This window comes from Pseudohaemophilus paraphrohaemolyticus (genome assembly GCF_003253115.1).
GTDB lineage: Bacteria > Pseudomonadota > Gammaproteobacteria > Enterobacterales > Pasteurellaceae > Haemophilus_A > Haemophilus_A paraphrohaemolyticus_A.
The window spans coordinates 1-14,347 of record NZ_QEQF01000009.1; the positions used below are offsets into that span (position 1 = coordinate 1).

General features: G+C 41.5%; 8 protein-coding genes. 2 read left to right on the forward strand and 6 right to left on the reverse strand.

Annotated elements, in window-relative coordinates:
• Positions 1–285: 285 nt before the first annotated feature.
• Positions 286–2,247, reverse strand: coding sequence for an exodeoxyribonuclease V subunit alpha (gene recD / locus DPV92_RS08215; RefSeq protein ID WP_111354448.1), 1,962 nt, complete (start codon positions 2,245–2,247; stop codon positions 286–288).
• Positions 2,248–2,371: 124 nt separating this feature from the next.
• Here recD and alr point away from each other — a divergent pair, with 124 nt between their 5' ends.
• Complete coding sequence (gene alr, locus DPV92_RS08220) at positions 2,372–3,496, forward strand: alanine racemase (RefSeq protein ID WP_111354449.1); 1,125 nt, start codon at positions 2,372–2,374, stop codon at positions 3,494–3,496.
• Between the two features lie 75 nt (positions 3,497–3,571).
• Here alr and typA read toward each other — a convergent pair whose 3' ends face one another.
• The 4 genes from typA to galE all read right to left on the reverse strand — a co-directional run bounded on the left by typA (position 3,572) and on the right by galE (position 10,115).
• The gene (typA, locus tag DPV92_RS08225; RefSeq protein WP_005709642.1) at positions 3,572–5,419 is read right to left on the reverse strand and encodes a translational GTPase TypA; all 1,848 of its coding nucleotides are present in this window, start codon (positions 5,417–5,419) and stop codon (positions 3,572–3,574) included.
• Between the two features lie 299 nt (positions 5,420–5,718).
• Positions 5,719–7,632: a DNA topoisomerase IV subunit B gene (parE, locus tag DPV92_RS08230; protein WP_111354450.1), complete on the reverse strand. Its 1,914-nt coding sequence runs from the start codon at positions 7,630–7,632 to the stop codon at positions 5,719–5,721.
• Between the two features lie 95 nt (positions 7,633–7,727).
• The gene (locus DPV92_RS08235) at positions 7,728–9,026 is read right to left on the reverse strand and encodes an AmpG family muropeptide MFS transporter (RefSeq protein WP_111354451.1); all 1,299 of its coding nucleotides are present in this window, start codon (positions 9,024–9,026) and stop codon (positions 7,728–7,730) included.
• Positions 9,027–9,098: 72 nt separating this feature from the next.
• Entirely contained in the window at positions 9,099–10,115 is a 1,017-nt protein-coding gene (galE, locus tag DPV92_RS08240) for a UDP-glucose 4-epimerase GalE (RefSeq protein WP_111354452.1), read from the reverse strand.
• Between the two features lie 106 nt (positions 10,116–10,221).
• Here galE and sppA point away from each other — a divergent pair, with 106 nt between their 5' ends.
• Entirely contained in the window at positions 10,222–12,087 is a 1,866-nt protein-coding gene (gene sppA / locus DPV92_RS08245) for a signal peptide peptidase SppA (RefSeq protein ID WP_111354453.1), read from the forward strand.
• Between the two features lie 77 nt (positions 12,088–12,164).
• Here sppA and rlmKL read toward each other — a convergent pair whose 3' ends face one another.
• The gene (rlmKL, locus tag DPV92_RS08250; RefSeq protein WP_111354454.1) at positions 12,165–14,294 is read right to left on the reverse strand and encodes a bifunctional 23S rRNA (guanine(2069)-N(7))-methyltransferase RlmK/23S rRNA (guanine(2445)-N(2))-methyltransferase RlmL; all 2,130 of its coding nucleotides are present in this window, start codon (positions 14,292–14,294) and stop codon (positions 12,165–12,167) included.
• Between the last annotated feature and the right edge of the window lie 53 nt (positions 14,295–14,347).

A 14,347-nucleotide genomic window follows, 5' to 3' on the forward strand; every position in this document is an offset into this window, starting at 1 on the left:
ATTTAATTTAAAGGTAAAAATGAATTTCTAGTTAGCACTTTTATCAAGACTTCAAAATTAAAATATTTTAACTAAGTCAATCAACAAGTGCCCACACAGATTGTCTGATAAGTTGTTAAAGAACAAAAAGAAACGACGCACTGCATATCAATTTAAATCATTCACAACAGTGCGTCGTTGTGTGGGGTGCATTATAGAGAAAAATAAAACTCGTGCAAGCACTTTTTACAAAAAATTTTGAAATTCTTATTAAACGAACACATTTAATACAATTCGAACAAAACACTAGCTAAAAATGTCGATTAACTGCTCTTGCAACCCGCTTTGGCGTTGTACTTTCACTTTTATGCTTGACATCCACGTTTTTTCATCTCCAAATAGCGTAAATTTTTCTTTCGCACGCGTAATTGCCGTATACACCAATTCCTTCGTTAATACTGGTGAACTCGCCAATGGCATCACAAATAAAGTATGTTCAAATTCTGAACCTTGTGATTTATGCACCGTCATCACATAAGCAGGTTCATACGCTGGCACACGGCTAATCGACAAACTCAAATAATCGCCATTTACTTTCGTATCAAAATAAACCCGCAATGCACCTGTTCCATCAGGCAGAATAATACCAATATCGCCACTATATATATGATGCTGCGGTGCATTTTCGGTAATCAAAATCGGCTTTCCAACATAACTCTCTCGCGAATGCCCAAATTTGACTAATTTCGCATTTTGCAACGCCTCTGCAACCCTCTGATTTAACCGATTTACCCCCAACTCACTCACACGCAACGCTGCCAAAAATCGAACTTTTTGAAACGCCTTAAATATCTCTTCAATAGAAACAGATTCAGGCTGGCGTTCTCTTGCCTTTGCTTTTTGCAAATAATCGCGATATAACTCCACCGCTTTTTGCACCACCAAATCCGCACAATGTTGTATCCACTGGCTTTTCTCAGTAAATTCAGTAACCACTGGATATGCTACATATTCCAAGTCCTCACACTGACTATTTGCAATAGTTTGCCAAGATTTTACCGCTTGTTGTGCATTCACTTCTTTTGCCAATAAACCAATGCCCGAATTTTCATCAAAACGAAAACTTTTACGTAAATGACAAAGCGAATCACGAATCGCTAAGCCGTCAGATTGAGCCGTTAATCTATATCCCGTTACCGCAGCCACATAATCAGTATGTGCTTGGCTGTAACCTTGCGTAATAAAATAGCCAAGTTGAGCCATAATCGCCCCAGCCTCAACAGAAGCAAGCTGATCTTTATCACCCAACATAATCAAGCGTGTACTTGGCTTAAGTGCACTCATCAATTTTTCCATTAAAAATAGATCGATCATTGAAGCCTCATCTACTACCAAGAGATCCAAATGCAGTGGATTTTGCTGATGATAAAGCGGCTGATCGCATTGAGGACGCATTCCCAACAACCGGTGAATTGTCAAAGCATTAATTTCCAGTTTTTCTTTCATTACCAACGGTAAATCTAGCTCATCCAAGTTCGCAATAATTGACTCTTTTAAGCGAGCAGCCGCTTTCCCTGTTGGAGCAACCAACGCAATATTTAGTAAGCCATTATTTTCTGCTTCTTGTTTTAATTGCAATGCCGCCAACAAGCGAGCTACCGTTCTAGTTTTTCCCGTACCTGGGCCACCAGAAATCACGCAAAAACGTTTACGCAATGCTGTTGCAACCGCCACTTTTTGCCAATCAGTTTCATTTGCTTGAGCCGAACCAAATAAGCGTACCAAAATCGCACGATCTTCTTCCACATTTGCATTTCCTGTCTCCGTTTCAACCGCTTGTTGCAAGTAACGTGCAATTTGCTGCTCCGCTTGCCAATAGCGATAAAAATAAATTAACTCGCCTTGAAACAGCATTGGAGCAATTTGAGTTGCATCACGACTAAACGCAATGTGATCTGCCAAAATTTCTTGCCATCCAAGCGGTGAACTTTGTTCAATTTTTTGCAAAATCTCTACTAACCAAACCGCTTGCTCTGGATGATACTCTTGCAAGCCAAACGGATTTTTTACCGCATTCGAACTTAGTCGCACCGCACTATGCCCTTGCATCACATTAAACGAAACGAGTGCGGCTAAAAACACCGCCAAATTCTGTTGTAATGACGAGTAGTTGTAACCTTTCTGTTTACGATCAATCAATTTAGCAAATTGATAATTGATTTCTGAAATGATTTTTTGCTCTTTAAGCGTATGAAGAAGGGCTAGCATTGCGGTAATCCGTTAAAGATAGAGATTGAAAATGAGTACTTGAATTATCTAATTTTAGCAATCCCTTGTCCAGAAATGAAGTTCAGGCGTATAATGCTTTTATTTTTGAAGTGATAAAAACAAGATGAAACCAGCCATTGCAACCATCAATAGTGCGGCACTTCGCCACAACATTCAGCTCATCAAATCCTTCGCACCTAATCAAAAACTACTTGCTATGATCAAAGCCAATGCCTATGGGCAAGGTCTTCTTCCTGCAGCTCACATTCTAGCCGACCAAGTAGATGGCTTTGGTGTTGCACGGCTACGTGAAGCACTCGAAATTCAAGAAACAGGCTACACAGGCAAAATTTTATTAGTTGAAGGTTTTTTTGATCGTGAAGAGTTGCTCAAAACCCTTTCCCGTCGCTTTGACAGTGTAATTCACTGCTATGAACAGCTCGAATTGCTAGAGCAAGTCGCCAAAGAATGGGAAGAGGAGCAACAAAAAGGCTTTTGGAAACGCAAAACTAAGATCTATTTTCCGATCAATGTTTGGTTAAAAATCGATACAGGAATGCACCGACTAGGTGTGCATTCTGAACAAGTAGATGAATTTTATCAACGCCTTAAAAAATGCCCGTTGGTTGAAAACATCAGCTTTGTCAGCCATTTCAGCCGTGCCGATGAATTAGATTGCGGCTACACCGAAAAACAAATCGCTACCTTTGAACAAGCCACTCAAGCTTACCCCGAACATGCTCGCAGTATTTCCGCCTCTAGTGGTATTCTCTATTGGAAGCAAGCACATTACGAATGGGTACGCCCAGGCATTATTATGCACGGTATTTCCCCCCATTACGAACCCATCACTCATCTTGGCTTCCAACCTGTGATGACACTCTCCTCTTCGCTTATTGCTGTCCGTACGCACAAAGCGGGCGAACCTGTTGGCTATGGAGGCACTTGGGTTAGCTCGAAAGAGACTAAACTTGGCGTTATCGCGATGGGCTATGGCGATGGCTACCCTCGCAACGCCCCTGAAGGTACGCCTGTACTGATTAACGGTCGCAAAGTACCGATTATCGGACGTGTTTCAATGGATATGCTCACTGTCGATCTTGGTGCAAATAGCCAAGACAGAGTGGGCGATGAAGCAATCTTCTGGGGTAAAGACTTACTCATTGAAGAAGTTGCCAAACACATAGGCGTAATTAGCTATGAGCTAATTACCAAACTCACCCCACGCGTGATTTTTGAGTATAAATAACAAATAAAACCCCCTGCAATCTATAAAGTATTCAGGGGCTAAATAAGCGGTCAAATTCGACCTAAACTTTGCAAATTAACGCGTGCTTGTACTTGTGGTTGTACGGCTTGCACGTTTACGTTCAACTTCAGTCAGAAGTTTTTTACGAATACGTACAGAAGTTGGCGTTACTTCCACTAACTCGTCATCATCGATAAATTCTAATGCTTGCTCAAGTGTCATTTTCACAGGAGTAGTGAGCGTTAAGGCATCATCTTTACCTGAAGCACGCATATTGGTGAGTTTTTTACCTTCCAATGGATTTACGGTTAAGTCGTTTGAACGGCTGTGAATACCGATAACTTGACCTTCGTAGATTTCTGCACCATGCTCTACCATCAATTTACCGCGATCTTGTAATGCATAAAGTGAGTATGCTAATGCTTTACCTGTGCCGTTTGAAATTAATACACCGTTGATACGCTGACCAATTTCGCCTGGTTTCACATCATCATAGTGGCTGAAGCTTGAGTAAAGTAAGCCAGTACCTGATGTCATTGTCATAAAGTCATTACGGAAACCGATTAAACCACGACTTGGAATGATGTACTCTAAACGGGTGCGACCTTTACCATCTGGCACCATATCACGCACTTCACCTTTACGGATACCTAATGCTTCCATTACTGCACCTTGGTGTTGTTCTTCGATATCGATAGTCACTTGCTCGTATGGCTCTTGTTTACGACCATCAATCTCTTTGAAGATTACTTTTGGACGAGATACTGCTAATTCATAGCCTTCACGACGCATATTTTCGATTAATACAGATAAGTGTAATTCGCCACGACCTGATACGCTGAATACATCTGAATCATCCGTTTCTTCTACGCGTAATGCCACGTTGTGCACTAACTCTTTTTTCAAGCGTTCTAAAATTTGGCGCGAAGTCACATATTTACCTTCTTGACCACAGAACGGCGAGGTATTTACGCAGAAGAACATCGTTACCGTTGGTTCATCTACGGTTAATGCGGGCAATGCTTCAACATTGTTGATATCACATAATGTATCAGAGATATTGAGTTCGCCTAAACCTGTGATAGCAATGATATCGCCTGCATAAGCTTCTTCTGCTTCATAACGTTGTAAGCCTAAATGACCTAATACTTGACCGACACGACCATTACGAGTATTACCATCTGCATCAATGATAGTTACAGGTTGGTTCGGTTTTACCGTGCCACGTTTGATACGACCGATACCAATTACACCTAAATATTTGCTGTAATCCAATTGCGAAATTTGCATTTGGAAAGGTTCTTCTAAGTGAACATCTGGCGGAGAAACATGTTCTACAATCGCTTCAAATAGCGGATCCATATTTGGTGCTAAATCTTCGTGATCTAAGCCCGCAACACCGTTTAATGCTGAAGCGTAAATGATTGGGAAGTCTAATTGCTCGTCAGTTGCACCAAGGTTTACGAATAAATCGAATACTTGATCCACTACCCAGTCAGGGCGAGCACCTGGGCGGTCTACTTTATTGATAACTACGATTGGTTTTAAGCCGTGCGCAAAAGCTTTTTGGGTTACGAAACGCGTTTGTGGCATCGGACCATCGAACGCATCTACCACTAATAATACTGAATCCACCATTGAAAGCACGCGCTCAACTTCACCACCGAAGTCCGCGTGCCCTGGAGTATCTACGATGTTAATACGATAGTCGTTCCAGTTAATCGCTGTGTTTTTCGCAAGAATGGTAATGCCGCGCTCTTTTTCAAGATCGTTTGAGTCCATCACTCGCTCTTCAGTATCACCGCGAGAAGTATCTAATGTGCCCGAAAGTTTAAGAAGTTTATCAACGAGGGTCGTTTTACCGTGGTCTACGTGTGCGATAATCGCAATATTACGTAGTTTGTTTGTATCTAATTGTTGCATAAATAAAATGATTTTTGCCTATGAAGGAAAATAAAAAGGTGGGACAAGTCCCACCCTACGGAAATTTGAGGTGCTAAATTATACGCTAAATTCCACCTATTGGCTATGAAATAAGCGGTCTAATTTGGAAAAGTTTTGTAAATGCTTAATGTTGAGGATTTTGAAAAACTTTTTTCATTTTGCCGTTATCTTGCACCTTAAACATTGCTTGACACCCTTTTTGCTATAGCATTTTCTTAAGATCAAAACCATTTTTAGGTTTTTGATCAATTTGTTTATTCATATTTTCATTCTAAAAACTAAACATCCAACTCCGCTTCATCGCCACGGTTTTGTAGCCATTGTTTACGATCTTCTGCTCGTTTTTTCGCAAGTAGCATATCCATTGCCTCAATCGTACTTTGCAAATCATCTGATTCATCTTCGATGCTATCCGCTAACGTGAGCTGGATTAAACGACGAGTGCTCGGATCCATTGTGGTTTCTCGCAGTTGGCTTGGATTCATTTCACCTAATCCTTTAAAACGTTGTACATTGGGTTTGCCTTTTTTCTTGGCAAGGCGGGCTAAAATCGCCTCTTTTTCCGCTTCATCTAACGCATAATAGACATCATCTTTACCAATATCAATGCGGTAAAGCGGTGGCATTGCGACATAAACGTGCCCATTTTTAACTAAACTTGGGAAGTGGCGTAGGAACAAGGCACAAAGTAAAGTTGCGATATGTAAACCGTCCGAGTCCGCATCAGCAAGAATACAAATTTTGCCGTAGCGTAGCTCTTCTAAATTATCACTATCTGGATCCATCCCGATGGCAATTGCAATATTGTGCACTTCTTGCGAAGCCAATACTTGATCAGATGAGACTTCCCACGTATTCAAAATTTTCCCACGTAATGGCAAAATCGCTTGGTAATCTTTATCGCGAGCCGATTTTGCAGAACCGCCCGCAGAGTCCCCTTCCACAAGGAAAAGTTCGGTTTGGCTTAAATCTTGAGAGATACAATCCGCCAATTTTCCTGGTAAAGCAGGCCCATTAACCAATTTTTTACGTACCACTTTTTTCGCCGCACGCAAACGAGCCTGAGCTGAGCTAATTGCCATTTCAGCAATCTGTTTCCCCACTTGCACATTTTGATTTAGCCATAAACTAAACGCATCTTTAAGCGTGCTTTCTACGTAGCTTGAGGCTTGGCGAGAAGAGAGGCGTTCTTTCGTCTGTCCCGCAAATTGTGGCTCTTGAATTTTAAGTGAGAGCACATAAGCACAACGGTTCCAAACATCGTCCGCAGTTAATTTCACGCTTTTCGGCAATAAATTATGGATTTCGCAAAATTCTGTCATCGCTTTTAACAAACCGTTACGCAGACCATTAACGTGCGTACCACCTTGAGAAGTCGGGATTAAATTTACGTAACTTTCTGCCAATAATTCGCCTTCTGGCAGCCAAGTTAATGCCCAACTTACCGCTTCGGTTTCATCTACCACATCGCCAATGAACGGCGGATTTGGCAGACATTCATAACCGTCTAAAGCTTCATTTAAATAGTCTGAAAGCCCATCTTCGTAATACCAAGTCTCTTCAGTTTTATTGATATGATCTTTAAAATTGATGGTCAATTTCGGGCAAAGCACCGCTTTGGCTTTAAGCAAATGGCGTAAACGGCTGACCGAAAAATTCGGCGAATCGAAATATTTTGGATTAGGGTAAAAACGAACGGTTGTTCCCGTTTGACGTTTTGGGCAACTACCGACTACTTTCAAATCTTCTACTTTTACACCATTTTCAAACGCAATCGTATACACTTCGCCATTACGTTTAATCGCAATTTCTACACGTTGTGAAAGGGCGTTTACCACTGAAATTCCCACCCCGTGTAGACCACCAGAGAAAGTGTAATTCTTATTCGAAAACTTACCGCCTGCGTGTAGCTTGGTTAAAATTAACTCCACACCTGAAATTTTTTCGGTTGAGTGAATATCCACAGGCATACCACGCCCGTTATCAATCACTTCAAGCGAATTATCTTTGTGTAAAATAACATCAATTTGAGAAGCATAGCCTGCCAGAGCTTCATCCACGCTGTTATCGATAACCTCTTGTCCTAAATGGTTTGGGCGAGTGGTATCAGTGTACATTCCTGGACGCATCTGGACAGGTTCAAGATCTTTTAAAACCGTAATTTCATCCGCATCATAACGTTTCTCTGCCATACTTCTCTTCTCTATTTTTTCTGCTATAAATGGAAATAAAGCCAGTATTTTACACGGAAATAACTGGCTTTTCTATTGCAATTTTTTAGTGAAATTTAACCGCTTGTTTTCTCATTGCTTTCTACCTTCCAAGGTGCAACCTTAAATAACATCAACATTCCTGGAATTGCGACAAAGAAACAGATCCAGAAAAAGTGATAGTAGCCAAAAGCTTCAACCAGATGTCCCGTATAAGCTCCTAAGAATTTACTCGGTAAAGCGGCAAGGCTTGTGAAAATAGCCAATTGCATTGCAGTATAAAGAGGATTAGTTTCACGAGCCATAAAAGCAACAAAAGCGGCAGTGCCTAAGCCTACACCTAAGTATTCTCCCGCCATTACAAGTCCCAATTTTAAAAGCTCATTTGTGCCAATAGAAGCGGTCTCAAAATGCCCAAAACTTGCAAGATAGGCAAAGCCCAAGATGGTAACCAATTGCACGCTACCAAACAGCCACAAAGAACGGTTTACGCCAAGTTTAAGCATAGCTATTCCGCCCACAATACCGCCTCCGATACTACACCAAAGTGAAGTCATTTTTACCACAGCGGCAATATGTGATTTGGTAAATCCCATATCTAAAATAAATTTGGTTTGGAGCGAAGTGGCAAGCGAGTCGCCCAGTTTATAAAGAAAAATAAAGAGGATTAACCCCAAGGCTCCCATCACGCCTTTACGTGTGAAAAACTCCACAAAAGGATCAACAAAAGCGGTATAAAAGGGTTTGCTTTTATCTATGGGAGAATGTTGCGGTTCTTTGGCAAGCAGGGTAATCAACAAACAAGGCAATATAAAACTTGCAGTGATAATAAACACAGTTTGCCAAGGGTAATAATCTGCTAAAAAGAGTGATAATCCGCCAGGTATGAGTCCCGCAATGCGATAAGCATTTACGTGAATGGAGTTGCCCAAACCGAGTTCGTTGTCGCTTAAAATTTCGCGGCGAAACGCATCAATCACAATATCTTGTGTCGCTGAGAGAAATGCCAACACAATCGAGAGCAGTGTGATAACGCCAATATCTTGCACAGGATCAAAAAAGCCGTAGCTGATTAAAATCAGAAATAACCCGATTTGTGAGAGAAAAATCCAACTACGACGACGCCCTAAAAAAGAAGGAAAATAACGATCTAATAAGGCAGCCCAAAGGAATTTCCAGGTGTAAGGGAGTGAAGTTAATGTGAAAGCGGCAATGGTTTTTATATCCAAATTCATTGAAGTAAACCAAGCAGGCAGAAGTTGGATTAACACAAACAGCGGCAAGCCAGAACAGAAGCCTGTATAAAGGCAAAGCAACATATTCTTTGTGAAAATTTGTTGCCAGATAGATGGTTGAGAAGATGGGGAAGCGGTCATTTTTTTCTTCTATTTTGTAAAATTAAATTGGGCGTGTTCAACACGCCCCTACGATATATTAACCCTACTATATTAACCTTTATACCCATTCGGGTTATTTTTTTGCCAATTCCACGTATCACGCATCATTTCATCCAAGCCATGTTGGGTTTTCCAGCCTAGCTCTTCCCATGCTTTTTGCGGATTTGAATAGCAAGTCGCAATATCCCCTGGACGGCGATCGACTAACTTGTATGGCACTTCAATATTGTTCGCTTTTTCGAATGCTTTCACCATATCTAATACAGAGTAGCCTACGCCCGTGCCAAGGTTATAGATGTGACAGCCTGCATCATCTTGGTGTTTTTCTAATGCTTTTAAGTGACCTAACGCTAAATCTACCACGTGAATATAGTCACGCACGCCTGTGCCATCGTGGGTATCGTAATCGCTACCGAATACAGAAAGCTCTTTTAATTTACCCACCGCCACTTGGCTGATGTACGGTAGCAAGTTATTTGGAATGCCGTTTGGATCTTCACCAATTAAGCCGCTTGAATGAGCACCGACTGGGTTGAAGTAACGTAAGATTACTGCACTCAATTGTGGGAATGCTTTCACAGTATCTTCTAAAATACGTTCTACCATATATTTTGACGTGCCGTATGGGTTGGTTGTGCCACCTACTGGGCAAGATTCCACAATTGGGATAATTTGCGGATCGCCATACACCGTTGCTGATGAGCTGAATACAATCGTATTCACGCCTGCTTTAAGCATCTCTTCAACTAATACAATAGAACCAGTTACATTATTTTGATAGTAACGTAATGGCTCACGTACGCTTTCGCCCACTGCTTTTAATCCCGCAAAATGGATCACCGATTCAATTTTATTTTCTACAAAAATTTTGCGTAAAATATCGCGATCTAACACATCACCTTTGTAAAAAGGCACTTTTTTGCCCGTGATTTTTTCAACGCGCTCAAGTGAAATTTCAGATGAATTGCTTAAATTATCCAAAACTACCACTTCTCGGTTTGTATTCAATAATTCAACAATAGTATGCGAGCCGATATAACCTGCACCACCAGTCACTAAAATTGCCATAAAAAACTCCTTGTATGAATAATTTGGCTTATTTTACCCCGATTTTATTAAATAATCTTTGATTTTGTGCTAATTTAGTCACTCATTTTTTCACTCTGAGATCCCTATGTTAAAGCTACTCAAAGCACTCTACCGCGTGTTCCGTTTTATTCGTGAAAGCGTAGTCACACTCTTTTTCCTACTTTTCGTGATGGTCAGCTTTGCTTTTGTTTCATTGCTCAGTTCATTTAACAGCAAGGCTGAAACTGAAGCCATGGCAACCTTTGACCACGGTGCGTTAGTGCTCAATTTAAATGGTTATTTGGCAGATAATCGCGAAGAATACTCCGATTTCTACCGCTTGTTAGAAGCCGAAATGGGCAACGAACAACCGCAAAAATACTCAACTTTTGATGTGGCGAACGCCATTCGCCAAGCGAAAGTAGATGAGAAAATCACAGGTCTTGTATTGGATTTAGCCAAATTCGAAGGTGGAGATTATCCTTCGCTTGATTATCTTGGCAAGCTGCTCGAAGACTTCCAAGCATCAGGCAAACCCGTGATTGCAATTGGTCACAGTTTCAGCCAAAAACAATATTATTTGGCGAGCTTTGCCGATCAAATTTACCTTAACAGTGCAGGCTCGGTGGAGTTAGAAGGCTTGAAATATAGCACACTCTATTTCAAATCGTTATTCGACAAAATTGAAGCAACGCCATATATTTTCCGTGTAGGCACTTATAAATCTGCCGTCGAGCCACTGATTCGCGATGATATGTCTGCAGAAGCCAAGCAAAATGCGACCGCTTGGTTGTATCCAATGTGGCAAAATGTAAAAGAGAAATTGGCAGAAAATCGAAAAATTTCTGCCGAAAATATTGTACCGCCATTAGATAAACTGATTGAGATGCGAAAACAAACCCAAGGCAATGAAGCTGATTTTGCGTTAAAGCAACAATTCGTGACCCATATCAACAGTCAAGCGGAAATTCGCCAAGCTCTAGCGGATAAATTTGGAGCAGACAACAAAAAAGGATTCAAATCTATTGATTACCAAGATTACGCAAGCGGTCTGATTGATCGTTTTAATCGCAAAGGTGAAAACAAAATCGCTGTAGTCAATATTGAGGGCGAAATCACAATGGGTGAAAGCCTAGAAAACACAGCAGGGGCAGACACCATCATTGCTCAACTGCAAAAAGTGAAGCAAGATAAAAGCGTGCGAGGCTTAATACTCCGTATCAACAGCCCTGGTGGCAGTGCTTTAGCTTCGGAGCTGATTCGCCAAGAAGTGGAAGCGATTCAAAAATCAGGCATTCCTGTTGTTACATCAATGGGTGGAATGGCGGCTTCAGGTGGTTATTGGATTGCCGCGACAAGCGATAAAATTTTAGCCGACAAAAACACGCTCACAGGCTCAATTGGCATCTTCGGTGTGATGTTCAATTTAGAAAAAACCGCGAAAAATTTAGGCATACGAGAAGATGGTATCGCCACCTCGCCATTAGCGGAAATCAGCAGTTTAAAACCGTTATCTGAAGAGCAGAAAATGCTGATTCAAATGAGCGTAGAACAAGGCTACCGCGAGTTTTTAGATTTGGTCAGCCGTGGGCGTAATATTGCCAAAGCAGATGTAGATAAAATCGCCCAAGGGCAAGTTTGGTTAGGTGCGGTTGCCAAAGAGCAAGGCTTGGTCGATCAACTTGGCGATTTTGATGATGCATTATATGCAATGAGCGAGTTGCTGAAACAACAACCTTCAGAAGACAAACCAACTTACGAAAAATTAGTGCCACAATGGTTTGGCGACCGTGATGAGTCTCTTTTTGCCGAACTTTCACGTAGCTTAAACAGCAAAATGCAAATGAGTTTTGCCAAATGGTTAAACCTTCCGCTTGCCAAGCAAGCGGACGATTTTACTCAAACTTTTGCAAAATTTAACGATCCACAATATCGTTATTTGTATTGTTTGCAGTGTGGGATAGTTAACTAACTCAAATCTCACTCATCATATAAAAGAGGCTTAAATCTTATTGATTTAAGCCTCTTTTAGGCTTCATCATCTTTGCATTAAATATGCGTTACCACCCAACAATTATGAATATGTGGGTTGCGTTCAAAATCTAGCGGAAGCGTTTTTTTTGAGATATTTTCCGCTTTTAAGCCTAACTCCGCTAAGCCTTCCATATCCATTTTAAAGCCACGTTTATTGTTAGAGAAAATAATCGTGCCGTCTTGGGTAAGAATGCGTTTGAGTTGACTCATTAATTTGATATGGTCGCGTTGCACATCCCAGCTTTCGTTCATTCGTTTTGAGTTAGAGAATGTTGGCGGATCAACAAAAATCACTTCAAAACGTTCACGACATTCCGCCAACCATTGCAAGCAATCAGCTTGGAATAAGCGATGATTTCTTAATGGAATTTCGTTAAGCTCTAAATTCTGCTCTGCCCAATTAAGGTAAGTGTTTGACATATCCACTGTTGTGGTCGCTTTTGCCCCTTGTAATGCTGCATGCACCGTTGCTGAGCCTGTGTAAGCAAATAGATTGAGGAAGGTTTTGCCCTTCGCCATTTCACCCACCATTTTACGCGTTAAGCGGTGATCTAAAAACAAGCCTGTATCAAGGTAATCAGTAAGATTCACCCACAATTTCGCCCCGTATTCATTTACGTAGAAATAGTCGCCTTTATTTGCCAATTTTTCGTATTGGTTCGTACCTTTTTGTTTTTGACGCACTTTAAGCACTAATTTGTTGGTTTCTACGCCTGTCACATAAAGTGTTGCGGAAACCGCATCCAACAAGCGTTGGCGGGCTTTTTGCTCGTCAATATTTTTGGGTGCAGCATATTCTTGTACGACAATGTGATCGCTATATCTGTCCACCGCCAAATTATATTCTGGCAAGTCAGCATCGTATAAACGATAGGCATCTAAGCCTTGTTGTTTCGCCCATTTTTCGATTTTCTTAATGTTTTTAGCTAAGCGATTAGCAAAATCAGTTGCAACTTGCTGTTCTGGCTTAAATTCCAGCTCATTTTGTTCTACACTTTCAAGGCGTTGCGTGATGGAATAGTTTTTTTGCACGCAATCCAGCGGTCCATTTTTCGCTTTAAATTGACGAGCTGAACGCAAACGCAAGCAGTTAAGCAATTCAGGTTCGCCGCTGAAAATGGAGGCATTCCAGGCTGTGAATTGTTGTTTTAAGCGCTGACCAAACACTGAATAAAGAGCGATTAACGCAGGTGTTGTACCTAAACGTTCACCATAAGGCGGGTTACAAATCACAGTACCTATTTGCTCTAGGCAAGGATTCTTGAGGGCGACAATATCGCCTTGTTGCCAGCGAATTGCCTCGCCAACGCCTGCATTGATTGCATTTTGTTTAGCTTTTTGCAGCACGCGATGATCGAGATCAAAACCAAAAAATTGACCGCTTGTCAGTGCTTTTTCGGCTGATTTTGCTTCATTCCAAACCTCATCCCAAAGTGCCATATCATGCCCTTTCCAGGCATGGAAACCCCAATGCTTACGCTGAATCTGCGGGGCAATATTTGCCTGCATTTGCGCTGCTTCAATCAGTAGCGTGCCCGAACCGCACATCGGATCAACCAACGGCGTATCTTGTTGCCAGCCAGAGCGTAATACAATTGCTGCAGCTAAAGTTTCACGCAATGGTGCTTTGCCTGTGTCTGAACGATAACCACGCATATGCAACGCTTCACCACTTAAATCAAGCGAAATCACCATATCATCACGGTTTAAATAGACGTGAATACGCACATCGGGAGCAATTTTATCCACCGCTGGGCGCTCAAAGCCTTTGCGTTCGAAGTAGTCCACAATGCCATCTTTCACACGCATTGCACCGAATTGGGTGTTGCGAATTTCACGGTTTGTGCCGTTGAAATCGATGAAAAATGTATCACGAGGATCGAAAAGTTCCGCCCAGTTGTAGCCCATCACAGAAGCATATAAATCCAAATCGCTAAAGATTTTTGTGGTAACTAACGGCAGTAAAATGCGAGAAGCTAAACGGCTATGAAGCAAGGCTTGATATACGCCTTTTTGCGTGGTAGTAAAATGCACTCCGCCTTGAGCGACTTTACAGCTTGCGCCACAAATTTGTTCTAGCTCAGTTTTGAGCATCTCTTCAAAGCCACGTGCTGCAGTGGCAAAATAGGTTGTTTGAGTGGTCATAAATTCATTCTTTTAATCAAAATTGAGGCTATTATAACGGAACAAGCGGTTAA

What these genes read in the sequence shown, in the direction of transcription:
- recD (WP_111354448.1), bottom strand. Translation starts at nt 2,247, where the DNA reads ATGCTAGCCCTTCTTCATACGCTTAAAGAGCAAAAAATCATTTCAGAA.
- alr (WP_111354449.1), top strand. Translation starts at nt 2,372, where the DNA reads ATGAAACCAGCCATTGCAACCATCAATAGTGCGGCACTTCGCCACAAC.
- typA (WP_005709642.1), bottom strand. Translation starts at nt 5,419, where the DNA reads ATGCAACAATTAGATACAAACAAACTACGTAATATTGCGATTATCGCA.
- parE (WP_111354450.1), bottom strand. Translation starts at nt 7,632, where the DNA reads ATGGCAGAGAAACGTTATGATGCGGATGAAATTACGGTTTTAAAAGAT.
- DPV92_RS08235 (WP_111354451.1), bottom strand. Translation starts at nt 9,026, where the DNA reads ATGACCGCTTCCCCATCTTCTCAACCATCTATCTGGCAACAAATTTTC.
- galE (WP_111354452.1), bottom strand. Translation starts at nt 10,115, where the DNA reads ATGGCAATTTTAGTGACTGGTGGTGCAGGTTATATCGGCTCGCATACT.
- sppA (WP_111354453.1), top strand. Translation starts at nt 10,222, where the DNA reads ATGTTAAAGCTACTCAAAGCACTCTACCGCGTGTTCCGTTTTATTCGT.
- rlmKL (WP_111354454.1), bottom strand. Translation starts at nt 14,294, where the DNA reads ATGACCACTCAAACAACCTATTTTGCCACTGCAGCACGTGGCTTTGAA.